The sequence below is a fragment of the Streptomyces sp. NPDC107546 genome (assembly GCF_055639175.1).
In genome coordinates, this window is sequence record NZ_JBVKBA010000012.1 from 71861 (window position 1) to 97981 (window position 26121).

Genomic DNA, 26121 nt, shown 5'->3' on the forward strand with positions numbered 1-26121 from the left:
CGTGCACCCATGAACGACGACGCACGGCTGGTCGCGTGGGTGCGCGGACGTGTCCAGGGGGTGGGTTTCCGCTGGTTCACCCGGGCCAAGGCGCTGGAGATCGGCGACCTGAGTGGTTTTGCTCTGAATCTGGACGACGGACGGGTCCAGGTGGTCGCCGAGGGGCCCCGGAAGGGGTGCGAGCGCCTGCTGGAGTGGCTGCGGGGCAACGACACACCCGGGCATGTGGACGGAGTCACTGAGATTTGGGACACGCCCCGCGGCGGCTACGACGGCTTCGCGATCCGCTGAGCCGGACACCGAAGGCCCCCGCCGCGAAGGGCAGGGACGTGCCACCGGCATCTGCCCCGAGCGGAAAGGTGCTGGTGGTTGCCAAGAACCGGCTTGCCGTGGCAGGCTCCGCGGGGAAGGATGATCTCCACGCCCGCAGGGACCCGCAGGAGCCACAACGCCGCCCGCTCAGGGCCGCGCGCCCCCGGGTTGCCCGCCACCGCGGGGCGTGATCGTGTTGACCGTCAAACTTTTTGGTGAGACGCTGAAAGCCCCGCGCACCTTAGCTGTTTGGCATGGAAGAACGGCGTAGAACTCACCATGCCGGGCACCGCGGGTGCGAAAATCCCTCACGACCCACACCGCATCGGTCGGTCACTCAGTGTGGAGGACCATCCATCATGGCAAAGGCGCTTCTCGGTTACGTCGGCGGCTCCGACCCGCGACTCCTCTCCGAGATGCGACGGCTTCAGCAGCGCGTCCAGGAACTCGAAGCCGAGCTGGTACGGATCCAGGCGGAGAACGACGCGCTGTCGACGGCTGCCGCTCACGAAAGGCTCATGGAGAGCGTCGACGCACACCAGGCGGAGCCTGCGCTCACCTGATCACTGCATCACGCCACGGCACCAGCAGTGGTTGGGCTGCTCGTACCCACCGCTGAAGTTGTCAGAGTTGCAAGGGACGCTTCGGCGTCCCTTCTTTCTTGCCCCCCCGCGATCGTCCGCGCCCCCGCGCACCCCTTCGCTGTCTTTAACGGATGGTGTGCCCTGCCCGTTCAGGGGTGAAACCGCGGGTTCATGGAGTGAGACAGAGGCGGACGGTAGAGTCCAGCGGCGTGCACCTCAAGGCCCTGACCCTCCGCGGCTTCAAGTCGTTCGCCTCGGCGACCACGCTCCGGTTCGAGCCGGGCATCACGTGCGTCGTCGGCCCGAACGGCTCGGGCAAGTCCAATGTCGTGGACGCGCTCAGCTGGGTCATGGGCGAGCAGGGAGCCAAGTCGCTGCGCGGCGGCAAGATGGAGGACGTCATCTTCGCCGGCACCACCGGCCGCCCGCCGCTCGGCCGCGCCGAGGTGTCCCTGACCATCGACAACTCCGACGGTGCCCTCCCGATCGAGTACTCCGAGGTCACCATCACGCGGATCATGTTCCGCAACGGCGGCAGCGAGTACCAGATCAACGGCGATACCTGCCGCCTGCTCGACATCCAGGAACTCCTGTCCGACTCCGGCATCGGCCGCGAGATGCACGTGATCGTGGGCCAGGGCCAGCTCGACTCCGTGCTGCACGCCGACCCCATGGGCCGCCGCGCCTTCATCGAGGAGGCCGCGGGCGTCCTCAAGCACCGCAAGCGCAAGGAGAAGGCGCTCAGGAAGCTGGACGCCATGCAGGCGAACCTCGCCCGCGTCCAGGACCTCACCGACGAGCTGCGCCGCCAGCTGAAACCGCTGGGTCGGCAGGCGGCGGTGGCCCGCCGGGCGGCCGTGATCCAGGCGGACCTGCGCGATGCGCGACTGCGCCTGCTGGCCGACGACCTCGTACGGTTCCGGGAGGCCCTCAAGGCCGAGATCGCCGACGAGGCCGCGCTCAAGGAACGCAAGGAGACCGCCGAGGCCGAGCTGAAGAGGGCACTGCAGCGTGAGGCGCTCCTGGAGGACGAGGTACGCCGGCTGACGCCGCGTCTGCAACGGGCCCAGCAGACCTGGTACGAGCTGTCACAGCTCGCGGAGCGGGTGCGCGGCACCATCTCGCTGGCCGACGCCCGGGTCAAGAGCGCCACCTCCCAGCCGCCGGAGGAGCGGCGCGGACGCGATCCGGAGGACATGGAGCGCGAGGCCGCCCGCATCCGTGAGCAGGAGGCCGAGCTGGAGGCGGCCCTGGAGGCCGCCGAGCGCGCGCTGGAGGACACGGTCGCGCACCGGGCCGAGCTGGAGCGCGAACTGGCGCTCGAGGAACGGCGCCTGAAGGACGTGGCGCGCGCCATCGCGGACCGGCGTGAAGGGCTCGCCCGGCTGGGCGGGCAGGTGGGCGCCGCCCGTTCGCGCGCGGCCGCCGCCCAGGCCGAGATCGACCGGCTGGCCGCCGCGCGCGACGAGGCACAGCAGCGCGCCGTCGCCGCCCAGGAGGAGTACGAGACCCTCAAGGCCGAGGTCGACGGGCTGGACGCGGGCGACGCGGACCTCGCAGAACGGCACGAGACGGCCAAGGCCGCGCTCGCCGAGGCGGAGGCCGCCCTCACGGCCGCACGCGATGCGGTCACGGCGGCCGAACGAGGGCGCGCCGCCACCCAGGCCCGCCACGAGGCCCTGGCCATGGGCCTGCGCCGCAAGGACGGCACGGGCGCCCTGTTGGAGGCGAAGGACCGCCTGGCCGGCCTGCTCGGTCCGGCAGCAAAACTGCTGACGGTGACCCCGGGCCACGAGGCCGCCCTCGCGGCGGCCTTCGGTACGGCCGCGGACGCCCTGGCGGTGACGGACCCGGCCTCGGCGGCCGACGCGCTTCGCCTGCTGCGCAAGCAGGACGGGGGACGGGCGGCGCTGCTGGTGGCGGGGGCGCCTGAGGAGCCGGCGGGCGTGCGCGACAGCGGCGGTGCCGACGGGCATCCCTTCGCCGCCGACCTCGTCCGCGGCCCCGCCGACCTGATGCCCGCCGTACGTCGGCTGCTGCGCGGCATCGTCGTCGTGGGCACCCTCGAGGACGCCGAGGAGCTGGTCGGGGCGCGCCCCGAGCTGACCGCAGTCACCGCCGAGGGCGATCTCCTCGCAGCGCACTTCGCGCACGGGGGGTCCGCCGGGGCGCCCAGCCTGCTCGAGGTTCAGGCCTCCGTCGACGAGGCCGCCGCCGAGCTGGAGGAACTCGCCGCGCGGTGCGAGGAGTTGGCCGAGGCGCAGCGGCTCGCGGGGGAGCGCCGCAAGGAGTGTGCCGCGCTCGTCGAGGAGCTGGGAGAGGGGCGTCGGGCGGCCGAGCGGGAGAAGTCCCAGGTCGCCCAGCAGCTGGGCCGGCTCGCCGGGCAGGCGCGGGGGGCCGCCGGAGAGGCCGAGCGCAGTGTCGCCGCCGCCGCGCGCGCCCAGGAGGCGCTCGACAAGGCCCTGCAGGAGGTCGAGGAACTCGCCGAGCGGCTCGCCGTCGCCGAGGAGATGCCGGTCGAGGAGGAGCCCGACACCTCCGTACGTGACCGCCTCGCCGCCGACGGCGCCAACGCGCGGCAGACCGAGATGGAGGCCCGCCTCCAGGTCCGCACCCACGAGGAACGCGTCAAGGGACTGGCCGGACGCGCCGACTCCCTGGACCGGGCCGCCCGCGCCGAACGTGAGGCGCGCGCGCGTGCCGAGCAGCGGCGGGCCCGGCTGCGCCACGAGGCGGCCGTCGCCGAGGCCGTCGCCTCCGGCGCCCGGCAGCTCCTCGCCCATGTCGAGGTCTCCCTGAGCCGGGCGGAGGCCGAGCGCGCCGCCGCCGAGGCGGTCAAGGCACGCCGGGAGGAGGAACTGGCGGCGGCCCGCACGCACGGCCGCGACCTCAAGGCCGAGCTGGACAAGCTCACCGACTCCGTCCACCGCGGCGAGGTGCTCGGCGCCGAGAAGCGGCTGCGCATAGAGCAGCTGGAGACCAGGGCGCTGGAGGAGCTGGGCCTCGAGCCGACGGTCCTGGTCGCCGAGTACGGCCCCGACCAGCTCGTACCGCCGTCCCCGCCCGCCGAGGGCGAACAGCTGCCCGAGGACCCTGAGCATCCGCGCAACCAGCCCCGCCCCTTCGTGCGCGCCGAGCAGGAGAAGCGGCTCAAGGCCGCCGAACGCGCCTATCAGCAGCTCGGCAAGGTCAACCCGCTCGCCCTGGAGGAGTTCGCCGCGCTGGAGGAGCGCCACAAGTTCCTCAGTGAGCAGCTCGACGACCTGAAGAAGACCCGCGCCGACCTGCTTCAGGTGGTGAAGGAGGTCGATGAGCGCGTCGAGCAGGTGTTCACCGAAGCCTATCGGGACACGGCCCGCGAGTTCGAGGGCGTCTTCAGCAGGCTGTTCCCCGGCGGCGAGGGCCGCCTGGTCCTGACCGACCCGGACAACATGCTCACCACGGGCGTGGACGTCGAGGCGCGGCCTCCGGGCAAGAAGGTCAAGCGGCTCTCCCTGCTCTCCGGCGGCGAGCGGTCACTGACGGCCGTCGCCCTGCTGGTGTCGATCTTCAAGGCCCGGCCCAGCCCGTTCTACGTGATGGACGAGGTCGAGGCGGCGCTCGACGACACGAACCTGCAGCGGTTGATCCGCATCATGCAGGAGCTGCAGGAGGCCTCGCAGCTCATCGTGATCACGCACCAGAAGCGGACGATGGAGGTCGCCGACGCGCTGTACGGCGTCTCCATGCAGGGCGACGGTGTGTCGAAAGTCATCTCGCAGCGGCTCCGCTAGGCGACTGCTCTCTACACCAGTTGCTAGCTGCATGTTTTCACATCTTCAACACTTGAACATAACCACTCGTTCGCATGCCTCGAAGGTCACAGGGGCCCGGTATTGACTTCGATACTTGAAGGCATAGTCTCTGCAACGTTGCTTTTACCTTCAGATATGAGCGGCGTTAACGAGTGCTCCCCGGGTACTTGACACGCCACCCATACCCGAAAGGGCCCAGCCCACCCCCGGCAGCGTTGCCGGTGGCCCGAGGAGTACACGTTGACCAGCACAGCGCAGGCATCCAGGACAGGAGCCGGTACGGCTCACCCCGATCATCTCGGGCACGTCATCTTCATCGCGGCGGCCGCCGCGATGGGCGGCTTCCTCTTCGGCTACGACAGCTCCGTGATCAACGGCGCCGTCGAGGCCATCCGGGACCGCTACGACATCGGCTCCGCAGCGCTGGCCCAGGTCATCGCCATCGCCCTGATCGGCTGTGCCGTCGGCGCCGCCACCGCCGGGCGCATAGCCGACCGCCTCGGCCGCATCCGGGTGATGCAGATCGCGGCGGTTCTCTTCGTCGTCAGCTCGGTCGGCTCCGCTCTGCCTTTCGCGCTGTGGGACTTCGCCCTCTGGCGCGTCATCGGCGGCTTCGCCATCGGCATGGCCTCCGTGATCGGCCCCGCCTACATCGCCGAGGTCGCCCCGCCGGCCTACCGCGGCCGGCTCGGTTCCTTCCAGCAGGCCGCGATCGTCGTCGGCATCGCCATCTCCCAGCTGGTCAACTGGGGCCTGCTCAACGCCGCCGGCGGCGACCAGCGCGGCAAGCTGATGGGCCTGGAGGCATGGCAGGTCATGCTCGGCGTCATGGTCGTCCCGGCCGTCCTGTACGGCCTGCTCTCCTTCGCCATCCCCGAGTCCCCCCGCTTCCTGATCTCCGTCGGCAAGCGTGAGCGCGCCCGGGAGATCCTCGCCGAGGTCGAGGGCCAGGGCACGGACCTCGACGCCCGCGTCACCGAGATCGAGCACGCCATGAAGAGCGAGCACAGGTCCAGCTTCAAGGACCTGCTCGGCGGCGGCTTCTTCTTCAAGCCGATCGTCTGGATCGGCATCGGCCTGTCGGTCTTCCAGCAGTTCGTCGGCATCAACGTCGCGTTCTACTACTCCTCGACGCTGTGGCAGTCGGTCGGCGTCGACCCGACGGACTCGTTCTTCTACTCCTTCACCACCTCGATCATCAACATCGTCGGCACCGTGATCGCGATGATCTTCGTGGACCGCGTCGGCCGCAAGCCGCTCGCGCTCATCGGCTCCATCGGCATGGCCGTCGGCCTCGCACTGGAGGCCTGGGCGTTCTCGTTCCACCTGGTCGACGGCAAGCTGCCGAGCACCCAGGGCTGGATCGCCCTGATCGCCGCCCACGTGTTCGTCCTCTTCTTCGCCCTGTCCTGGGGCGTGGTCGTCTGGGTCATGCTCGGCGAGATGTTCCCGAACCGGATCCGCGCCGCCGCGCTGGGCGTGGCCGCCGCCGCGCAGTGGATCGCCAACTGGGCCATCACCGCGAGCTTCCCCTCGCTGGCCGACTGGAACCTGTCCGGCACCTACGTGATCTACGCGGTCTTCGCCGCGCTCTCCATCCCGTTCGTCCTGAAGTTCGTGAAGGAGACGAAGGGCAAGGCGCTGGAGGAGATGGGCTGAGCCTGACAAAGGCTCCTCAAACTCGAGGAGAAGGGCCAAGTCCCCGCTGCCCCTCTCCTCGGACCCTGCCGCCGCCCGGCTCGGCCACTGCCCGAGCCGGGCGGCGGTCTTCTGCCGGCCTCCTGTGTACGAGGCTCAGCTCTCCAGCCCGGGGAGCACCCTCTCGCAGAACAGATGCAGGCTGCGCCAGCCCTCGTCCACCGGCATGCCGCCGGTCAGCGGATGCAGGACGTGGGTGTCCAGGCCCAGGCCCAGGCACTCCTCGGGTGTCACGATCCGGTACACGCCCTCCGCCCGCAGTTCCTCCACCGTCGCGGCCGCCGACCTGACCGCCGAGCGGACGCCACGGCCGCCGGACTGCCAGGACGCGTACGTCCGCGCCTCGTGCAGGAAGTGCTTCCCGTACCTGGCCCACGCCCGGTCCGGATCCTCCGCGAGGTGCAGCAGCGGCGTCCTCTCGGCGGGCATCATCGTCCAGCCCTCCCTGCCGTACTCCGCCAGCCGCTGCCTGTAGTAGGCCTCCAGCTCCGGCAGGTGCGCGCTCGGGAAGAACGGCAGGCCCAGCCGGGCGGCTCGGCGGGCGGCCGCCTTCGAGGAGCCGCCGACCAGTAACAGGGGGTGCGGCTGGGTGTACGGGCGCGGGGTGACCCGTACGGTACGGCCCCGATAGGCGAACTCCTCGCCGGTCCACGCCCTCAGCACCGTCTCCAGCAGCTCGTCCTGGAGCCTTCCGCGCCGCTCGAAGTCGACACCGAGGAAGGCGTACTCCTCGGGCCGGTAGCCGACCCCGGCGACGGTCACCAGCCGGCCGCCGCTGACCAGGTCCAGGACGGCGATGTCCTCGGCGAGCCGCAGCGGGTCGTGCAGCGGCCCGATCACCGCCGAGACGGTGACCGCGAGCCGCCGGGTCGCGCCGAGCACGGCACCGGCGAAGACGAACGGCGACGGCAGCCAGTTGTTCACCGCCCCGTGGTGCTCCTCCGTCTGCACGGTGGTGATCCCCCGGTCGTCGGCGTACGCGGCCATCTCCACCGCGGCCCGGTATCGGGCACCCAGCGAGGCCGGGGTCGCCCCGGGCTCGACGAGGTTGAACCGTACGACCGTGACGGCCATGACAGGGCCCCCTTCGCCTTCGCCGGACGGGTGCGCGGGGGGACGTTAGCTGAGGGAGCGTCAGACGACCAGGGGTGTGCGGCCCCGGAGCCGCCGCCGAACGGGGCGGTGCCCGGTCGCGCATACTGGACCCGTTATGGAAACCGTCATCCTTGCTGTAGTCATCGCCGTGGTCGTGCTCGGCGCGCTCGGCGGGCTCATCGTCGGCAGCCGGCGCCGCAAGCCGCTGCCCCCGCCGCCCCCTACGACGCCCGACATCACCGCCCCTCCGGCCGAGCCGCACGTCGGCGACGAGGCCGAGACGCCGCGCGACGAGGAGCGCCGGACGATAGAGGAGGTGGATCTTCCGGGCGGTGGGGCTCCCGTCGCCGTCGAGGAGCCGCCCGTCGTCGAGGCGCCCCCGATCGAGATCCCCGAGCCCACCGCCGGCCGCCTGATCCGCCTGCGCGCCCGTCTGTCCCGTTCGCAGAACGCGCTCGGCAAGGGACTCCTCACCCTCCTGTCCCGGGAACACCTCGACGACGAGACCTGGGAGGAGATCGAGGACACACTGCTCACCGCCGACGTCGGCGTGCAGCCCACCCAGGAGCTGGTCGAGCGGCTGCGTGAGCGCGTGAAGGTGCTCGGCACCCGCACGCCCCAGGAGCTGCGCGGTCTGCTGCGCGAGGAGCTGCTCACGCTGGTCGGCACGGACATGGACCGCACCGTCCGCACCGAGCCCGAGTCCAGCAAGCCCGGCATCGTGATGGTCGTGGGCGTCAACGGCACCGGCAAGACCACCACCACCGGCAAGCTGGCCCGGGTCCTGGTGGCCGACGGTCGCACCGTCGTCCTCGGCGCCGCCGACACCTTCCGCGCCGCCGCCGCCGACCAGCTGCAGACCTGGGGCGAGCGGGTCGGCGCCTACACCGTGCGCGGGCCGGAGGGCGGCGACCCGGCCTCCGTGGCCTTCGACGCGGTGAAGGAAGGCAAGGAGATGGGCTACGACGTCGTGCTCATCGACACCGCCGGCCGCCTGCACACCAAGACCGGCCTCATGGACGAGCTGGGCAAGGTCAAGCGCGTCGTCGAGAAGCACGCCCCGCTCGACGAGGTGCTGCTCGTCCTGGACGCCACGACCGGGCAGAACGGTCTCGTCCAGGCCCGCGTCTTCGCCGAGGTCGTGGACATCACCGGCATCGTGCTCACCAAGCTCGACGGCACGGCCAAGGGCGGCATCGTGGTGGCGGTCCAGCGGGAGCTGGGCGTACCGGTGAAGCTGGTCGGCCTCGGCGAGGGTGCCGACGACCTGGCGCCGTTCGAGCCGGAAGCGTTCGTGGATGCGCTTATCGGGGACTGAGCGCGCCGACGCACGCGGTGCGTGCGTGACCGTACGGAAGAAGGGCCCCGTTCCATGGTGCAGCTGGAACGGGGCCCTTCCGTTTGGGTGGAGCCCCTCTTGTCCGTAACGGTTTCCCCGTGTCGGTGGAGCCAGCCCCGCTCGAATCGGCCGACCTGGTGCTGTGGCCGGAAAGGTTCACCGGCTCGCGACGCCCGGCACGGCACCTCGCCGCGTTGTCGCATCGCCCGAGTACATCCGGTACGCGGGCGACGCTCCGCCGTGCGATGCACCGCACCGGACGCCGCGAGCTGTCCGGCAGACCTTTCCGGCCACAGCACTAGACGCGTGAGCGATGCGCCACATACGCCAGCGTGCCGATCAGCAGGCGCGCCGCCGGGGGTCTCGTCGCCGAATCCAGGGCGGGGGAGCGGAGCCAGCGGACCGGGCCGAGGCCGCCGCGGTCCGAGGGCGGGGCCGTGATGTACACGCCGGGGCCCAGGGCGTGCAGGTCGAGGGCGGTGTCGTCCCACGCCATCCGGTACAGCAGGTCGGGCAGCTCGGCGGCGGACCCCGGGGCGACGAAGAAGTGCGCTCGGCCCTCCGGCGTCGCCGTCACGGGGCCGAGCGGCAGGCCCATGCGCTCCAGCCGGACCAGGGCGCGCCGCCCCGCCGACTCGGCGACCTCGATCACGTCGAACGCCCGGCCGACCGGCAGCATCACCGCGGCGCCCGGCACCTCGGCCCAGGCCTCGGTCACCTCGTCGAGTGTCGCGCCGGCGCCCACGACGGGCGCGAAGTCCAGTGGGTGCGCGCCGGGCGCGCCACAGTCCGCCTTGCCGCAGGAGCACCGCCCGGCGACCGCCCGTGCGCCGGGCACCACGTCCCAGCCCCACAGCCCGGTGTACTCGGCCACGGCCGTGCACTCCGACGAGCGGCCCCGGCGCCTCGCACCGGAGCGGATGTCGCGAATGCCCCGCGTGCCGCCGATCGTGAAGCCCATGCCCCCTCCAACGGGTCCAGCGCGCCGGTGGTTACGCCATGAGAGCGGAACGTGACTCTGAGTTCCCACTCGTCGGTCGTCTCCACGGGGTTCCGGGGAGCGCCCGGTTGCATCCCAGGGTGGTGTGCGGTCCGTGCGCGCCGGCGAGTGCACGCCTCCACCCGATTCCGGCTGTCATGTGTCAAGTGAATCGTGCGGGGCCCGCCCTTGGTTCATTCGAAGGGGTGGCGAATGGTGGCGTTTCTGTGTACGCCATGGCTGGACGGGTGACCGTAGGACTACTTTGAGTGCACGGTTTCTGGAAACGCATGCGCTCGTGGGTATGCCGGAGGCAAGTCGGTTCCCGTCCGACCGGTGAGAACCGCCGGACGCGGGACCGTGGGCAGCGGCATTCTGGTAGTGCTTGGCGCGCACGGCGACAAGTGGTCTGAGGGATGGGGGCGTTCCAGTGGGCGGCAGTGACGGAAGCGCAACGAACGCTGACAAGCGCCCCAACGAGCTGCTCACCTCGTGGTTCGTGCGCAGCGGCTGGTCGAAGGGCGAGCTGGCGCGTCAAGTGAACCGCCGGGCACGCCAGTTGGGAGCGAACCACATCTCCACGGACACCTCCCGGGTGCGCCGCTGGCTCGACGGGGAGAACCCGCGCGAGCCGATCCCGCGGATCCTGTCGGAGTTGTTCTCCGAGCGCTTCGGCTGTGTCGTCGCCGTCGAGGACCTCGGACTGCGCCCCGCCCACCAGTCACCCTCGGTGTCCGGGATCGACCTGCCCTGGACGGGCCCGCAGACCGTGGCCATGATCAGCGAGTTCTCGCGCAGCGACCTGATGCTGGCGCGGCGCGGCTTCCTCGGAACCTCGCTGGTCCTGTCCGCGGGCCCGTCCCTCATCGAGCCCGTGCAGCGCTGGCTGGTGCCGAGCCCCGCCTCCCCGCGCGAGAGCACCCCGCCCTCCTCGCCGTCCGGGCGCGCCCGCGGCCGGCTCTCCCAGCCCGAGCTGGACCTCCTCGAGGCCACCACCGTGATGTTCCGCAAGTGGGACGCCCAGTGCGGCGGCGGACTGCGCCGCAAGGCGGTCGTCGGCCAGCTGCACGAGGTCACCGACCTGCTGCAGGAACCGCAGCCCGAGGCCACCGCCAAGCGCCTGTTCAAGGTCGCCGCCGAGCTGGCCGAACTGGCCGGCTGGATGAGCTACGACGTCGGACTGCAGCCCACCGCGCAGAAGTACTTCGTGCTCGCCCTGCACGCCGCCAAGGAGGCGGGCGACAAGCCGCTCGGCTCGTACGTCCTCTCCAGCATGAGCCGCCAGATGATCCACCTGGGCCGGCCCGAGGACGCCCTGGAGCTCATCCACCTCGCCCAGTACGGCAGCCGTGACTGCGCGGGCCCGCGCACCCAGGCGATGCTGTATGCGATGGAGGCACGCTCCTACGCCAACATGGGGCAGCCCGGCAGGTGCAAGCGTGCCGTCCGGATGGCCGAGGACACCTTCGCCGACGCCGAGGACTGGGACGAGCCGGATCCCGACTGGATCCGCTTCTTCTCCGAGGCCGAGTTGTACGCGGAGAACTCCCACTCCTTCCGTGACCTCGCCTATGTCGCGGGCCGCAGCCCCACCTACGCCTCCCTGGCCGAACCCCTGATGCGGAAGGCCGTCGACCGGTTCGCCGATGACACCGAGCATCAGCGGTCGTACGCGCTCAATCTGATCGGCATGGCCACCGTGCATCTCCTCCAGCGCGAACCCGAGCAGAGCGCGGTGCTCACCAAGCGGGCCCTGGAGGTCGCCAAAAAGGTGCGCTCGGAACGTGTCAACACTCGTATTCGAAAAACCGTCGACACGGCTGTACGCGATTTCGGTGATCTCACGGAGATCGTCGAACTCACCGACCACCTCGCCACCCACCTGCCCGAGACCGCCGAAGCGGTCTGAACCCTCCCAGGGCACCAGGGGCCAAGGGCCCCGAGGACTCCGGCCGCGGCCGCCATCCCGAACCGCCCGACTCGGCTCCCCCCATGCCAGGTCACCGGATGGCCGCCGCGGCCGGACTGTCTTTTGCGCCCAGACCGGCGCCGCTCTCGCGGAGGTGGTTGCTCGCCGTGGGGGTTGATCAATTGATGGTTGCTGTGTGATTCCGCCGATGGTCGTGCTGCCCACCATCGAAGGTTGCGCCACGATAACGATCAGCGGGACCGACATCCGGCAGTTCATCAACGCGTAACGCGCCGGGCGCCTTCGTCACTGCGGTGAAACATCGAGGGGCTTCCACCGAAACGGCGCTGCGTCAATCTCGTGGCCCATAACCCCCACGCCCTCATGACCGGACCGCTCTCCGGCTTCGCCCGCACGGGGCCGTACCAACCGACGAGGAGACGCCGATGGCACCAGCCGCCATCATGCTTGCGGCGGACGCACCCAAGCTGTCGTCCGCCAACACAGGTTTCATGCTCATCGCTTCCGCCCTGGTGCTGATCATGACCCCGGGCCTGGCCTTCTTCTACGGAGGCATGGTCCGCGTCAAGAGCACCCTGAACATGCTGATGATGAGCTTCATCAGCATGGGCATCGTCACCATTCTGTGGGTGCTCTACGGCTTCTCCCTCGCCTTCGGCACGAACAACAGCTTCATCGGCTGGGACTCGGACTGGTTCGGCCTCCGCAAGATCGGTCTGACGGAGCTCTGGCCCGGCTACACGATCCCGATCTTCGTGTTCATGGTCTTCCAGATGATGTTCGCGATCATCACGCCGGCCCTGATAAGCGGCGCCCTCGCGGACCGTGTGAAGTTCTCGGCCTGGTCGCTCTTCATCGCGCTGTGGCTCACGATCGTCTACGTCCCGGTCGCCCACTGGGTCTGGGGCTCCGACGGCTGGGCCTTCAAGCTCGGTGTGATCGACTTCGCCGGTGGTACCGCGGTCCACATCAACGCCGGTGCGGCCGCGCTCGGCGTGATCCTCGTCATCGGCAAGCGCGTCGGCTTCAAGAGGGACCCGATGCGTCCGCACAGCCTTCCGCTGGTCATGCTCGGCGCGGGTCTGCTGTGGTTCGGCTGGTTCGGCTTCAACGCGGGCTCCTGGCTCGGCAACGACGACGGCGTCGGCGCGCTGATGTTCGTCAACACGCAGGTCGCGACGGCCGCCGCCATGCTGGCCTGGCTCGCCTACGAGAAGATCCGCCACGGCGCGTTCACCACGCTGGGAGCCGCCTCCGGCGCGGTCGCCGGTCTGGTCGCGATCACCCCGTCCGGTGGTGCGGTCTCCCCGCTCGGCGCGATCGCCGTCGGTGCCATCGCCGGTGCCGCCTGCGCCGCGGCCGTGGGCCTGAAGTTCAAGTTCGGCTACGACGACTCCCTCGATGTCGTCGGCGTCCACATGGTCGGCGGCATCATCGGCTCCCTGCTGATCGGCTTCTTCGCCACCGGCAAGGGCCAGTCCACCGCCACGGGCGTCTTCTACGGGGACCACAGCTTCACCCAGCTGTGGAAGCAGTGCGCCGGTGTCGGCGCGGTCCTCGCCTACTCCCTGGTCGTCTCCGCGGTTCTCGCCTTCCTCCTCGACAAGACGATCGGTATGCGGGTCACCGAGGACGAGGAGGTCTCGGGCATCGACCAGGCCGAGCACGCCGAGACCGCATACGACTTCAGCGGCGCGGGTGGCGGTGTCATCGGGACCGTCGCCTCGGCCCTGGCCGCCACGGAGACCAGGAAGGTGGACGCATGAGGCTCATCACCGCCGTCGTCAAGCCGCACCGGCTCGACGAGATCAAGGAGGCCCTGCAGGCCTTCGGGGTCCATGGCCTGACGGTCACGGAAGCGAGCGGCTACGGTCGGCAGCGGGGACACACCGAGGTCTACCGTGGCGCCGAGTACACGGTCGACCTGGTACCCAAGATCCGTATCGAGGTGCTGGCCGAGGACGACGACGCCGAACAGCTCATCGAGGTCATCGTCAAGGCGGCCCGCACCGGCAAGATCGGTGACGGCAAGGTCTGGTCCATCCCGGTCGAGACGGCCGTACGGGTCCGGACCGGCGAGCGCGGACCCGACGCGCTCTAGACACGCACGGAACAGGAGTCGCTGGGTGACGAGTACGGACGTACGTACGGAAGCAGAGGGCTCGGGACCCAGCGGCTACGCGGCGGCCCGGCTGCGCCTCCTCACGGAGGGGGCGCAGTCCGGGCCGCCGCGCCGTGCCGCCCTGTCCGACCTGACGGACGGCTGGCTCGCGGAGCTGTTCGCCGCCGGCGCCGAGGGAGTGCGGGGCGTGTCCCTGGTCGCCGTCGGCGGGTACGGCCGCGGCGAGCTGTCCCCGCGCAGCGACCTCGACCTGCTCCTGCTGCACGACGGGAGCGACGGCAAGGCGGTCGCGGCCCTCGCCGACCGCATCTGGTACCCCGTGTGGGACCTCGGTCTGGCCCTCGACCACTCCGTGCGCACTCCGGCGGAGGCCCGCAAGACCGCCGGCGAGGACCTCAAGGTGCAGCTCGGCCTCCTGGACGCCCGGCACCTGGCGGGCGACCTCGGGCTCACCGCCGGCCTGAGGACGGCCGTGCTGGCCGACTGGCGCAACCAGGCGCCGAAACGTCTCCCCGAACTCCAGCAGCTGTGCGCCGAGCGGGCCGAGCGGCAGGGTGAGCTGCAGTACCTGCTGGAACCGGACCTCAAGGAGGCCCGGGGCGGGCTGCGCGACGCAACGGCCCTGCGTGCGGTCGCCGCCTCCTGGCTCGCGGACGCCCCGCGCGAGGGACTGGCCGACGCCCGGCGCAGGCTCCTCGACGTACGCGACGCGCTGCATCTGACCACCGGGCGCGCCACCGACCGGCTGGCGCTGCAGGAGCAGGACCAGGTCGCCACCGAGCTGGGCCTGTTGGACGCCGACACGCTGCTGCGGCAGGTGTACGAGGCGGCGCGCGTCATCTCGTACGCGAGCGACGTCACCTGGCGCGAAGTGGGGCGTGTGCTGCGTTCGCGCGCCGTGCGGCCGAGGCTGCGCGCCATGCTGGGCGGCGGCAAGCCGGTCGCCGAGCGGTCCCCCCTGGCCGAGGGCGTGGTGGAGCAGGACGGTGAAGTCGTCCTCGCGCGCGCCGCACGCCCCGAACGCGACCCCGTGCTCCCGCTGCGCGCCGCCGCTGCCGCCGCCCAGGCGGGCCTTCCGCTCTCCCTGCACGCCGTGCGGCGCATGGCCGGCTCCGTGCGTCCCCTGCCCACGCCGTGGCCCGCCGAGGCGCGCGAGCAGCTCGTCACCCTGCTGGGCTCCGGCCGCCCGACCGTCGAGGTCTGGGAGGCCCTGGAGGCCGAGGGCCTGATCACCAGCCTGCTTCCCGACTGGGAGCGGGTGCGCTGCCGCCCGCAACGCAACGCCGTGCACCTGTGGACCGTCGACCGGCACCTGATCGAGACGGCCGTACGCGCCTCCGAGCTGACGCGCCGCGTGGGCCGCCCCGACCTCCTCCTGGTCGCCGCGCTCCTGCACGACATCGGCAAGGGCTGGCCCGGCGACCACTCCCTCGCCGGCGAGATCATCGCGCGTGACGTGGCCGGACGCATCGGCTTCGACCGCGACGACGTCGCCGTCCTCGCCACCCTCGTACGCCACCACCTGCTCCTCGTCGAGACCGCGACCCGGCGCGACCTGGAGGACCCGGCCACCGTCAGTTCGGTCGCCGAGGCCGTCGGCTCGCAGAGCACCCTGGAACTGCTGCACGCCCTCACCGAGGCCGACGCGCTCGCCACCGGGCCCGCGGCCTGGTCGACCTGGCGCAGCGCGCTCGTGACCGACCTGGTGAAACGGGTCTCCGCGGTGCTGGCCGGCGACGAGCCCGCCGACCCCGAGGCCGCCACGCCCACCGCCGAGCAGGAACGGCTCGCCGTCGAGGCGTACCGCACCGGCGGCCCGGTCCTGGCGCTGCGCGCACAGACCGAGCCACCCGCCGAGGAACCGTCCGGCGAACCCGAACCCCTCGGCGTGGAACTCCTCATCGCCGTACCGGACCAGCCGGGCGTGCTGCCCGCCGTGTCCGGGGTGCTCGCCATGCACCGCCTCACCGTCCGCACCGCCGAGCTGCGCGCCCTGGACCTGCCGGACGGCATGGACGGCTCGGTGCTGCTGCTCGACTGGCGGGTCGCGGCGGAGTACGGCTCCCTGCCCCAGGCGGCCCGGCTGCGCGCCGACCTCGTACGGGCCCTGGACGGCTCCCTGGACATCTCTGCCCGCCTCGCGGAACGCGACGCGGCCTACCCGCGCCGCCGGGGCGTGGTGCCCCCGCCGCCGCGCGTGACGGTCGCCCCCGCGGCCTCCAGCCACGCCACGGTGATCGAGGTCCGTGCCCAGGACGCACCGGGGCTGCTGTTCCGGATCGGGCGGGCCCTGGAGAAGGCGGGGGTGCGGGTGCGCAGCGCCCACGTCTCCACGCTGGGGGCCAACGCCGTGGACGCCTTCTACGTGACGACGGGCACGGGCGCGCCGTTGCCGACGCAGGACGCGGTGTCGGTGGCACGGGCCCTGGAGGAGACGCTGCGGGGCTGACCCCGGCGGGCGGGGACGTTTTCCCCGCGCGGCCGGATACCCTGGAGGGCAGCCCAAGACGACCCCGACCCCGAGGACCGACGCCGCCGTGTTCGACACGCTCTCCGACCGCCTTAGCGCGACTTTCAAAAGCCTCCGCGGAAAAGGCAGGCTCTCCGAGGCGGACATCGACGCCACGGCGCGTGAGATCCGCATCGCGCTCCTCGAAGCCGACGTGGCCCTGCCCGTGGTCCGCTCCTTCATCAAGAACGTCAAGGAGCGCGCCCTCGGCGCCGAGGTCTCCCGGGCCCTGAACCCGGCCCAGCAGGTCCTCAAGATCGTCAACGACGAGCTGGTCACCATCCTCGGCGGCGAGACCCGCCGTCTGCGCTTCGCCAAGCAGCCCCCGACCGTGATCATGCTCGCGGGTCTGCAGGGCGCCGGTAAGACCACGCTCGCGGGCAAGCTCGGCAAGTGGCTCAAGGAGCAGGGGCACTCCCCGCTCCTGGTCGCCGCCGACCTCCAGCGCCCGAACGCGGTCAACCAGCTCAGCGTCGTCGCCGAGCGCGCCGGCGTCGCCGTCTACGCACCGGAGCCGGGCAACGGCGTCGGCGACCCGGTCAAGGTCGCCAAGGACTCCATCGACCACGCCAAGCAGAAGGTCCACGACATCGTGATCGTGGACACCGCGGGCCGCCTTGGCATCGACCAGGAGATGATGCAGCAGGCCGCGGACATCCGGGACGCGGTCTCGCCGGACGAGATCCTGTTCGTCGTCGACGCCATGATCGGTCAGGACGCCGTGAACACCGCGGAGGCCTTCCGCGACGGCGTCGGCTTCGACGGTGTGGTGCTCTCCAAGCTCGACGGTGACGCCCGTGGTGGTGCGGCCCTGTCGATCCGCCAGATCACCGGCAAGCCGATCATGTTCGCGTCGAACGGTGAGAAGCTCGACGACTTCGACGCCTTCCACCCGGACCGGATGGCCTCCCGCATCCTCGACATGGGTGACCTGCTCACCCTGATCGAGCAGGCGGAGAAGACGTTCAGCCAGGAAGAGGCCGAGAAGATGGCCTCCAAGCTGGCGTCCAAGAAGGGCCAGGACTTCACCCTCGACGACTTCCTGGCCCAGATGGAGCAGGTCAGGAAGATGGGCTCCATCTCCAAGCTGCTCGGCATGCTCCCGGGCATGGGCCAGATCAAGGACCAGATCCAGAACATCGACGAGCGGGACGTCGACCGCACCGCCGCGATCATCAAGTCGATGACGCCGGGCGAGCGCCAGGATCCGACGATCATCAACGGCTCGCGCCGCGCCCGTATCGCCAAGGGTTCCGGTGTCGAGGTCAGCGCGGTGAAGAACCTCGTCGAGCGGTTCTTCGAGGCCCGCAAGATGATGTCCCGCATGGCCCAGGGCGGCGGTATGCCCGGCATGCCGGGGATCCCGGGCATGGGCGGCGGCCCCGGCCGCGCCAAGAAGCAGCAGAAGAAGGCCAAGGGCAAGCAGCGCTCCGGCAACCCGATGAAGCGCAAGCAGCAGGAACAGGAGGAGGCCGCACGCCGCGCCGCCGCGGCGCAGAGCGGGGGCGCCTTCGGCCTGCCGCAGCAGAGCGGCCAGGAGTTCGAGCTGCCGGACGAGTTCAAGAAGTTCATGGGCTGACCCGCGTTCGACGCGTACGACGCCGGGGGCGCCCCTTCGAGGAGGGGCGCCCCCGGCGTCGTCCAGTGCTGTGGCCGGTGAACCTTTCCGGCCACAGCACTAGGGGATGCGGGCGATCAGGTAGCGGAAGACGTTCGGCATCCATACCGTGCCGTCCGCACGCCGGTGCGGATGCAGCGCCTCCGCCAGCTCCTTGTCGACCTGCTCCTGGTCCGTCGCGTCGATCGCCGCGTCGAACAACCCCGTCGACAGCATCCCCCGCAGCGCGCTGTCCATGTCGGCATAGCCGAAGGGACAGGCGACCCGTCCCGACCCGTCCGGCCTGAGCCCGCAGCGCTGCGCGGCCTCCTCCAGGTCGTCGCGCCGGGCCGGCCGCCAACCGCCCCCGTCACGATCCGGATCGGCCAGTTTGGCGGCGACCCGCAGGACGGACGCGGTGCTGCACCGCTCCGGCGGACCCCATCCGGCGAGCACCACGGGCGCCCCGTGCTCCGTGAACGGCGCCGCCGCCACCAACTGCTCCTCAAGGGTCTCGGCGTCACCGGCCACACAGCCGATCGGCTCGAACGCGGTCACCAGGTTGTACGTCGGCCCATCGGGTGCGGGCGCCGCGTCCCGTGGCGAGCCCGCCACGATCCGGGCACCGGCACACGCGCGCGTGCCCCACGGCGCGGGCCCCAGCCGCTCGCGCGCGAGCGCCAGCCGTTCGCACGCCCCGCAGTCCACGCCGGTGACCGACGCGCCCCGGGAGGCGGCCATCAGCAGGGCCAGTCCCGTACCGCATCCGAGCCCCAGCAGCCGCGTCCCGGAACCCACTTCCAGCCGCTCGTAGACGGCCTCGTAGAGCGGCACCAGCATCCGCTCCTGGATCTCCGCCCAGTCACGCGCGCGTGCACCCCGGTCCACGCGAGGAACCGCGCCCGCGTGGGAAAGGTGCTGCCGCACGGGCGTAGGTGTCATCGAAAGCGCCCCAATCCGCCGTGAGTTGCCGCTGTCTGACGATGCCGTCCCCCGTGACGTGCCCTCGCACTCGGCCCCCGTGGCCCCCGTATGGCCTCCGTATGCCAGGAAACTCCGCGCCCGTCGTGGCGTCCAGGGGTCGTGGGGTACTCGGTGTGCGCCGTCCGCGCGCCCCTGGTCCGCCCCCGGGCGGGAAATGCGAGACCGGCGACCGACTGAGAGCGGCGGGCGGGCCTGCGCGTCCACGTCGACGACCGCACCGACATCCCCTTCGGCCGCCGAGCCGTCGACTGGGAGTTCAAGGGCGTACCCGTACGCGTCGAGATCGGACCCCGTGACCTGGAGAGCGGCACCGCGATGCTGGTCCGCCGCATCCCGGGAGGCAAGAAGCCGGTCCCGGCCGACGCGCTCGCCGGGATGCTGCCCCCGGTCCTCGAGGAGGACCAGGCGCTGCTGGTGGAGCAGTCGCGCGAGTGCCGAGAGTCCCGCACGGCGGACGTGTCCACGATCGAGGAGGCCGTCGAGGCGGCCACGGCGGGCGGCTGGGCGCGCATCCCGTGGGCCGTGCTCGGCGAGGACGGCGAGGCGGGGCTGGCCGAGCACGCGGTGACCGTGCGGTGTCTGGTCGCCGAGGACGGGTCGGTTCCCGACGCCGACGACGCACCCGGTAACGTCGCCGTCGTGGCGCGCGCTTACTGAGATACCGGTCGGTGGGCCAAGAGCGGCCGAAACGCCTCTTGCGCATCCGAGGACCACAGCAGCGCCGGCGTGCGGAGTTCCTCTACGCGCCGGGCCGTAGGCGTCGCTACGCACCACCTTGGGATGGGCTGTGAGACTTCTCCGCAGTTCGGCGCACCCGCCCTCGTCAGGACGCATCAGCGGCAACTGACGGGTACGTGCAAATTATTTGGGATGCCCCGGAATAGGAACACGGGGGGCCTCAGGCTCGTTGTCATTACGTGAGCACGACACCACCTGTTCTCGCCGCAGAGCTGGCGCAGGCGTGGGCCGACATTCAGCGGTACCACCCCGAGCTGCCCGATCTTGCCGCGCCCGAGTCACTGATCGGAGAGTCGTCGTCCGCCTGCGGGCACGAACTCTCCTTCGAACGACTGCTGCATGAGGCAGTCCACGGCATCGCCGCCGCGCGTGGAGTACGCGACACCTCCCGTGCCGGCCGCTACCACAACCGCAGATTCCTCGCGATCGCCGAGGAGCTGGGCCTGGACCACCCCGAGGAGCCGCACCCGAGCAGCGGCTTCTCCCTGGTCACGCTCAACCCCGAGGCGAAGCGGCGCTACCGCCCGACCATCGAGCGGCTCCAGCGCGCGCTCAAGGCCCACTCGCAGGCGACGGCCGCCGACACGGCCCGCACGTTCCGGGGCCCGGCCGCCCGCCACGGTTCCTCCGGAGGCGGAGTCCGTGTCAAGGCGGTCTGCGACTGCGGCCGCAATGTGCGGGTGGTGCCCTCCGTCCTGGCCCAGGCCCCGATCGTGTGCGGCGGCTGCGGGAAACCGTTCCGCATCCCGGAGCCGGTGGGAGCGGCGGCAAGCTGAGCCGACGGCTGCTCGTGGCGGCCGTACCTCACTTGCCCGCAGGCATCCGTGAGCGCCGGGTGGCGTGACCAACGCCCGGGGGACCCCGGCGCCGGGTGCCTCTTCGGCATGTCCGCACGCGTGCACACCGCCCCCTCGGCCATGAGCGACCCGCTGGGTATGGCACAATGGCTAGCTGTACTCGACAGCCGCACAGGACCCCTCTCTCCTCCGGCTGACGCGTCCATCGGGCACTCGGGTACCGCAACCCCACGCGGCCACTTCGCCGTGCCCAACCACGTCAAATCCAGGAGAACCCACTCCCGTGGCAGTCAAGATCAAGCTGAAGCGTCTGGGCAAGATCCGTTCGCCTCACTACCGCATCGTCGTCGCCGACTCCCGCACCCGCCGTGATGGCCGGGCGATCGAGGAGATCGGCAAGTACCACCCGACGTACAACCCGTCGGTGATCGAGGTCGACGCCGAGCGCGCGGCGTACTGGCTCGGTGTCGGCGCCCAGCCGACCGAGCCCGTGCTCGCCATCCTCAAGAAGACCGGCGACTGGCAGAAGTTCAAGGGCGAGCCCGCCCCGGCACCGCTGCTGCAGCCGGAGACCAAGGCCGCGCGTCCGTCGTTCGAGGCCGTCAGCGGCGAGGACGAGGGCAAGGGCGAGGCGATCACCCAGAAGAAGAAGGTCGAGAAGAAGGACGAGGCCCCGGCCGAGTCCTCTGCGTCTGAGTCGACCGAGGCCTGAGCATGCTCGAGGAGGCTCTCGAGCACCTCGTGAGGGGCATCGTCGACAACCCTGACGATGTGCAGGTGGCCTCGCGCAACCTGCGTCGCGGGCGTGTGCTCGAGGTTCGGGTCCACCCCGACGACCTCGGCAAGGTGATCGGCCGCAACGGCCGCACCGCACGTGCTCTGCGCACCGTCGTGGGCGCCATCGGCGGCCGCGGCGTCCGGGTCGACCTCGTCGACGTGGACTCCGTTCGCTGAACCAACGCAGCACCGGCTCGGGCCGGGGAGGGCCACTGGGCCGTCCCCGGCCCGTAGTCGTATGACAGGAGATCAAGCACAGTGCAGCTGGTAGTCGCACGGATCGGCCGCGCCCACGGGGTCAGGGGCGAGGTCACCGTGGAGGTCCGTACCGATGAGCCGGAACTCAGGCTCGCACCCGGCGCCGTACTGGCCACCGACCCCGCCTCGGCCGGACCGCTGACCATCGAGACGGGCCGGGTCCACAGCGGCCGCCTGCTCCTGCGTTTCGAGGGAGTGAGGGACCGCAACGCCGCGGAGGCGCTGCGCAACACCCTGCTGATCGCCGAGGTCGACCCCGACGAACTGCCCGAGGGCGAGGACGAGTACTACGACCACCAGCTCATCGACCTGGACGTGGTCACCGAGGACGGCGTCGAGGTCGGCCGCATCACCGAGATCTCGCACCTGCCCACGCAGGACCTGTTCGTGGTCGAGCGTCCGGACGGGACCGAGGTGCTCATCCCGTTCGTGTCGGAGATCGTCACCGAGATCGACCTCGAGGAGCAGCGGGCGATCATCGATCCGCCGCCGGGACTGATCGACGACAGGGCCGAGATCGTGTCCTCCCGAGAAGAGGCGTAATGCGGCTCGACGTCGTCACGATCTTCCCCGAGTACCTGGAACCGCTGAACGTCTCCCTCGTCGGCAAGGCACGCGCGCGTGGACAGCTCGACGTCCATGTGCACGACCTGCGGTCCTGGACGTACGACCGGCACAACACCGTCGACGACACGCCGTACGGTGGCGGCCCCGGCATGGTGATGAAGACCGAGCCCTGGGGCGATGCCCTGGACGAGATACTCGCCGACGGCTACGAGACCGGCTCCCACGAGCCCGCGCTGATCGTGCCGACCCCCAGTGGGCGCCCCTTCACCCAGAAGCTCGCCGTCGAACTCTCCGAGCGCCCGTGGCTGATCTTCACTCCCGCCCGCTACGAGGGCATCGACCGTCGCGTCGTCGACGAGTACGCCACCCGGATGCCGGTGTACGAGGTGTCCATCGGCGACTACGTCCTGGCCGGCGGCGAGGCGGCCGTCCTCGTCATCACCGAGGCGGTGGCCCGGCTACTGCCCGGCGTCCTCGGCAACGCCGAGTCCCACCGGGACGACTCCTTCGCGCCCGGCGCGATGGCCAACCTCCTCGAAGGCCCCGTCTACACCAAGCCGCCCGCCTGGCGCGGCCGGGGCATCCCCGAGATGCTGCTCAGCGGCCATCACGGGAAGATCGCCCGCTGGCGCCGCGACGAGGCCCTGAAGCGCACGACGGCCAACCGGCCCGACCTGATCGAGCGCTGCGACCCCGCCGCCTTCGACAAGAAGGACCGCGAGATGCTCTCCATCCTGGGCTGGGCGCCGGACCCGGACGGCAAACCCTACGGCCGATTTTGGCGCAGGCCGGACGGCATGGAAGAATAGTGCGCTGTTGCCCGCCGTCCGGCGTGCGCCCCTGCCACAGGGGGACACGACGCCCGCCCCGACGTCGGCCACCACTCACTTACCGAAAAACTACGTACCGCCGATGACCTGTGGCATCGGCGAAGAAAGCAGACGAAATGTCTCACCTGCTCGACTCCGTCGACGCCGCGTCGCTGCGCTCCGACATCCCGGCCTTCCGTCCCGGTGACACGGTCAACGTCCACGTCCGCGTCATTGAGGGCAACCGCTCTCGTGTGCAGCAGTTCAAGGGCGTCGTGATCCGCCGCCAGGGCTCCGGTGTGCGCGAGACCTTCACGGTCCGCAAGGTCTCCTTCTCCGTCGGCGTCGAGCGCACCTTCCCGGTGCACACCCCGATCGTCGAGAAGATCGAGCTCGTCACCAAGGGTGACGTCCGTCGCGCCAAGCTGTACTACCTGCGCGACCTGCGCGGCAAGGCCGCGAAGATCAAGGAGAAGCGCGAGAACTGAGCGCCTGAGGGAGTTCACAAGCGGGCCGGATAGCATCTGGCCCCGATGGACACCGAAGCACAGCACGTGGAGCGCGACCGCTCCTCCCACCCCGCTCAGCCCGAGGAGACCTCGGACACAGGGGAGCCGGAGGAGCGGTCGCGCTTTGCGTTGCTGTCGCGGGTCGCCGACTGGCTGCCCGGTGGCCGGATCACCCTCACCGTGCTGGCCTGCCTGCTGTTTCTCCTCACCCTCGGCACGTTTGTGATGCAGCCGTTCGACATACCGAGCGGTTCCATGGAGCGCGGATTGAGGATCGGGGACCGCGTTCTCGTAAACAAGTTGGCGTACCGTTTCGGATCCGAGCCGCAGCGGGGAGATGTCGTCGTGTTCGACGGCACCGGATACTTCGGGAACGCCGACTACGTCAAACGGGTAGTAGGTGTAGGGGGAGACCACGTGGTCTGCTGCGACAAGGACGGGAGGCTCGAGGTGAACGGCCGGTCGGTCGACGAGTCGTCGTTTCTGTACCCCGGCAACGGCCCGTCCGACGTCCCCTTCGACGCCGTCGTGCCCGACGGCGCGCTCTTCGTCCTCGGTGACCACCGCAGTCACTCCAGCGACTCCCGGGACCACCTCGGCTCGCCGGGCGGCGGCATGGTCCCCGTCGGCGCAGTGATCGGTCGGGCCGACTGGGTGATCTGGCCCTCCGCGCACTTCAGGCACATCACCCGCCCCGGCGCCTACGCGTGCGTGCCCGCGCCCGGCGCGAGCGCCCCGGAAACGAACGCGCCGAAGGCAGGGGGCGGTGCGCATGGGTAACCGCGGCAAGCCACGCGGTGCGCCGTCCGACACCGCCACGCAGAACCTGCTGCCCACCGGCGCGCGACGCGCTGCCGGCGCAGCCCCCACCGGACGCAGCCGTGCCGAGCGGCGCAAGCTCCAGCGCAAGGTGAAGCGCAAGAGGAGGCGTTCCGCCGTCAAGGAGATACCGCTCCTCGTCGGGGTCGCCGTCCTCATAGCGCTGGTTCTGAAGACCTTCCTCGTTCAGGCGTTCGTCATCCCGTCGGGCTCCATGGAGAACACGATCCAGATCGGCGACCGCGTCCTCGTCGACAAGCTGACCCCGTGGTTCGGCTCCAAGCCGCAGCGCGGTGACGTCGTTGTGTTCCGGGACCCCGGCGACTGGCTCGCGGGCGAGAAGACGCCCCAGAAGAACGACCCCATCGTCGTCAAGCAGGTCAAGGAAGGGCTCACCTGGATCGGCCTGCTGCCGTCCGACAACGACAAGGACCTCATCAAACGGGTCGTCGCGGTCGGCGGAGACACCGTCAAGTGCTGCGACGCGCAAGGGCGGGTCACGGTCAACGGCGTACCGCTGAATGAGCCGTACATTCACCCTGGGAACAAACCTTCGGACTTCTCGTTCTCGGAGACCGTGCCACCGGGCCGACTGTGGGTGATGGGCGACCACCGGGCCAACTCGGCCGACTCCCGCTACCACCGCAACGAGCCGTACGGCGGTACTGTCTCGGAGGAGTCCGTCGTGGGCCGCGCCATGGTTATCGCCTGGCCCATCGGGCACTGGACCCGATTGAAGGAGCCGGACACTTACGCGTCGCTGCCGGGCGGTGCCACCAGCGCACTCGGTCCGTCGCATAGGGTGGCCTCCGCGGATCGATACGGATTGATCCCCCTCCCGAGCCCTGCGGAACTCCCGCTCGTTATGGGAGTGGTGGGCCTGCGTCGACAGGGGCGCCGGCGGCGGTACGGAGTGAGGAGTGGATGTGGGGGATTTGGCGGTCGGCGCACGGTCCGGACACGAGGGTCCCGAGGAGAGGCCGGAGCGACCCGACGAGGCGGCTGCCCCGGCCGCGGAAGAGCACGTCGGCACCGGGAGTGACTCCCCGGCGCACGGCGCGCGGGAGAGCGGCGGACAGGGCGGCGGCCCCAAGAAGCAGCGCTCCTTCTGGAAGGAGCTTCCGCTCCTCATCGGCATCGCGCTGGTGCTCGCGCTGCTGATCAAGACGTTCCTGGTGCAGGCGTTCTCGATCCCCTCGGACTCGATGCAGAACACGCTCCAGCAGGGCGACCGAGTCCTCGTCGACAAGCTGACCCCGTGGTTCGGCTCCAAGCCCTCGCGTGGCGAGGTCGTGGTCTTCCACGACCCGGACAACTGGCTGGCCGGGGAGCCCACCAGCACGCCGAACGCCCTGCAGACGGCGCTGAGCTGGATCGGTCTGATGCCGTCCGCCGAGGAGAAGGACCTCATCAAGCGGGTCGTCGGCGTCGCCGGCGACACCATCGAGTGCAGGAACACCGGCCCGCTGCTGGTCAACGGCAAGCCGCTCAACGAGCCGTACGTGTACCCGGGCAACACCCCGTGCAGCGTCGACGACCAGGGCGGCCAGTTCAAGGTCACGGTCCCGCCGGGCAAAATCTGGGTCATGGGCGACCACCGGCAGAACTCGCTCGACTCGCGCTACCACCAGCAGGACAAGTACCGGGGCTTCGTGCCCGTGGGGAACGTCGTGGGCCGCGCCGTGGTGATCGCCTGGCCGCCCACCCGCTGGGACACGCTGCCCATCCCGGACACCTTCGACCAGGGCCTGAACACGGTGGCCCCCCCAGGCCTCGGCCTGATCGGCGCCGTGCCGCTGGTGCTGTGGCGCAGGCGCCGTCTGACCGCGCACCTTACCGAGGGAAACCCGCGGGTTTCCGGCAGCGGTACCGCCGGGTAGGGTGCCGTCCCAGATCGCCGATCT

The 26121-nt window shown here is 70.7% G+C and carries 22 protein-coding genes and 1 pseudogene; 20 read left to right on the top strand and 3 right to left on the bottom strand.

Annotated features, from left to right (window positions below; genetic code table 11):
* Positions 1 to 9 precede the first annotated feature (9 nt).
* The 4 genes from ACZ7L1_RS19440 (at position 10) to ACZ7L1_RS19455 (ending at position 6349) form a co-directional block, all read left to right on the top strand.
* Positions 10 to 291: an acylphosphatase gene (locus tag ACZ7L1_RS19440; protein WP_471438633.1), complete on the top strand. Its 282-nt coding sequence runs from the start codon at positions 10 to 12 to the stop codon at positions 289 to 291.
* Positions 292 to 671: 380 nt separating this feature from the next.
* A complete protein-coding gene (locus tag ACZ7L1_RS19445; protein ID WP_471438634.1) occupies positions 672 to 875 on the top strand; it encodes a hypothetical protein in 204 nt (67 codons plus the stop codon).
* 230 nt (positions 876 to 1105) lie between these two features.
* Positions 1106 to 4669 (top strand): chromosome segregation protein SMC, encoded by a 3564-nt coding sequence (gene smc, locus ACZ7L1_RS19450; RefSeq protein ID WP_471438636.1) that lies wholly within the window; start codon positions 1106 to 1108, stop codon positions 4667 to 4669.
* A gap of 261 nt (positions 4670 to 4930) precedes the next feature.
* Positions 4931 to 6349: a sugar porter family MFS transporter gene (locus ACZ7L1_RS19455; RefSeq protein WP_471438638.1), complete on the top strand. Its 1419-nt coding sequence runs from the start codon at positions 4931 to 4933 to the stop codon at positions 6347 to 6349.
* A 135-nt stretch (positions 6350 to 6484) separates the two neighbouring features.
* On the opposite strand, the gene ACZ7L1_RS19460 is transcribed toward ACZ7L1_RS19455, so the two are convergent.
* Entirely contained in the window at positions 6485 to 7462 is a 978-nt protein-coding gene (locus tag ACZ7L1_RS19460) for an LLM class flavin-dependent oxidoreductase (protein ID WP_471438640.1), read from the bottom strand.
* Between the two features lie 136 nt (positions 7463 to 7598).
* Between ACZ7L1_RS19460 and ftsY the strand changes: the two genes are divergently transcribed.
* Positions 7599 to 8801, top strand: a complete 1203-nt coding sequence (gene ftsY, locus ACZ7L1_RS19465) for a signal recognition particle-docking protein FtsY (RefSeq protein WP_471438641.1) — start codon at positions 7599 to 7601, stop codon at positions 8799 to 8801.
* A gap of 319 nt (positions 8802 to 9120) precedes the next feature.
* Here the strand turns inward: ftsY and ACZ7L1_RS19470 are convergent, their stop codons facing one another.
* Entirely contained in the window at positions 9121 to 9783 is a 663-nt protein-coding gene (locus ACZ7L1_RS19470; RefSeq protein WP_471438643.1) for a bifunctional DNA primase/polymerase, read from the bottom strand.
* 448 nt (positions 9784 to 10231) lie between these two features.
* On the opposite strand from ACZ7L1_RS19470, the gene nsdA reads away from it, so the two are divergent.
* The 5 genes from nsdA (at position 10232) to ffh (ending at position 17941) form a co-directional block, all read left to right on the top strand.
* Positions 10232 to 11710 (top strand): transcriptional repressor NsdA, encoded by a 1479-nt coding sequence (gene nsdA / locus ACZ7L1_RS19475; protein WP_471438645.1) that lies wholly within the window; start codon positions 10232 to 10234, stop codon positions 11708 to 11710.
* Positions 11711 to 12156: 446 nt separating this feature from the next.
* Positions 12157 to 13497 (top strand): ammonium transporter, encoded by a 1341-nt coding sequence (locus tag ACZ7L1_RS19480; protein ID WP_471438646.1) that lies wholly within the window; start codon positions 12157 to 12159, stop codon positions 13495 to 13497.
* On the top strand, positions 13494 to 13832 hold the full coding sequence (locus tag ACZ7L1_RS19485; RefSeq protein ID WP_103839971.1) for a P-II family nitrogen regulator: 339 nt from the start codon (positions 13494 to 13496) through the stop codon (positions 13830 to 13832). Before ACZ7L1_RS19480 ends, ACZ7L1_RS19485 begins: the two co-directional genes overlap by 4 nt.
* A gap of 25 nt (positions 13833 to 13857) precedes the next feature.
* The gene (locus ACZ7L1_RS19490) at positions 13858 to 16302 is read left to right on the top strand and encodes a [protein-PII] uridylyltransferase (protein WP_471438647.1); all 2445 of its coding nucleotides are present in this window, start codon (positions 13858 to 13860) and stop codon (positions 16300 to 16302) included.
* Between the two features lie 88 nt (positions 16303 to 16390).
* Positions 16391 to 17941 (top strand): signal recognition particle protein, encoded by a 1551-nt coding sequence (ffh, locus tag ACZ7L1_RS19495; protein WP_471438649.1) that lies wholly within the window; start codon positions 16391 to 16393, stop codon positions 17939 to 17941.
* 99 nt (positions 17942 to 18040) lie between these two features.
* Here the strand turns inward: ffh and ACZ7L1_RS19500 are convergent, their stop codons facing one another.
* Positions 18041 to 18901 carry an SAM-dependent methyltransferase gene (locus ACZ7L1_RS19500; RefSeq protein WP_471438651.1) on the bottom strand — a complete coding sequence of 287 codons (861 nt, stop codon included), beginning with the start codon at positions 18899 to 18901 and terminating at the stop codon, positions 18041 to 18043.
* Between the two features lie 222 nt (positions 18902 to 19123).
* On the opposite strand from ACZ7L1_RS19500, the pseudogene ACZ7L1_RS19505 reads away from it, so the two are divergent.
* From ACZ7L1_RS19505 to lepB (ACZ7L1_RS19550), 10 genes and pseudogenes are all read left to right on the top strand, one after another.
* Positions 19124 to 19600 (top strand): annotated as a pseudogene (locus ACZ7L1_RS19505) (His/Gly/Thr/Pro-type tRNA ligase C-terminal domain-containing protein); the annotation flags it as partial.
* 260 nt (positions 19601 to 19860) lie between these two features.
* Positions 19861 to 20457, top strand: coding sequence for a hypothetical protein (locus ACZ7L1_RS19510; protein WP_200422616.1), 597 nt, complete (start codon positions 19861 to 19863; stop codon positions 20455 to 20457).
* Positions 20458 to 20761: 304 nt separating this feature from the next.
* Positions 20762 to 21190 carry a 30S ribosomal protein S16 gene (rpsP, locus tag ACZ7L1_RS19515; protein WP_471438652.1) on the top strand — a complete coding sequence of 143 codons (429 nt, stop codon included), beginning with the start codon at positions 20762 to 20764 and terminating at the stop codon, positions 21188 to 21190.
* Positions 21191 to 21192: 2 nt separating this feature from the next.
* On the top strand, positions 21193 to 21432 hold the full coding sequence (locus ACZ7L1_RS19520) for an RNA-binding protein (protein WP_471438654.1): 240 nt from the start codon (positions 21193 to 21195) through the stop codon (positions 21430 to 21432).
* 81 nt (positions 21433 to 21513) lie between these two features.
* Positions 21514 to 22056, top strand: coding sequence for a ribosome maturation factor RimM (gene rimM / locus ACZ7L1_RS19525; protein WP_471438656.1), 543 nt, complete (start codon positions 21514 to 21516; stop codon positions 22054 to 22056).
* Positions 22056 to 22889 carry a tRNA (guanosine(37)-N1)-methyltransferase TrmD gene (gene trmD, locus ACZ7L1_RS19530; protein WP_471438658.1) on the top strand — a complete coding sequence of 278 codons (834 nt, stop codon included), beginning with the start codon at positions 22056 to 22058 and terminating at the stop codon, positions 22887 to 22889. The genes rimM and trmD overlap by 1 nt, the downstream gene beginning before the upstream one ends.
* Before the next feature lie 137 nt (positions 22890 to 23026).
* A complete protein-coding gene (gene rplS / locus ACZ7L1_RS19535; RefSeq protein ID WP_388570548.1) occupies positions 23027 to 23377 on the top strand; it encodes a 50S ribosomal protein L19 in 351 nt (116 codons plus the stop codon).
* Positions 23378 to 23422: 45 nt separating this feature from the next.
* A complete protein-coding gene (gene lepB / locus ACZ7L1_RS19540; RefSeq protein WP_471438660.1) occupies positions 23423 to 24178 on the top strand; it encodes a signal peptidase I in 756 nt (251 codons plus the stop codon).
* Positions 24171 to 25259: a signal peptidase I gene (gene lepB / locus ACZ7L1_RS19545; protein ID WP_471438662.1), complete on the top strand. Its 1089-nt coding sequence runs from the start codon at positions 24171 to 24173 to the stop codon at positions 25257 to 25259. Before lepB (ACZ7L1_RS19540) ends, lepB (ACZ7L1_RS19545) begins: the two co-directional genes overlap by 8 nt.
* Positions 25144 to 26097 (top strand): signal peptidase I, encoded by a 954-nt coding sequence (lepB, locus tag ACZ7L1_RS19550; protein ID WP_471438664.1) that lies wholly within the window; start codon positions 25144 to 25146, stop codon positions 26095 to 26097. Before lepB (ACZ7L1_RS19545) ends, lepB (ACZ7L1_RS19550) begins: the two co-directional genes overlap by 116 nt.
* Positions 26098 to 26121: the final 24 nt, after the last annotated feature.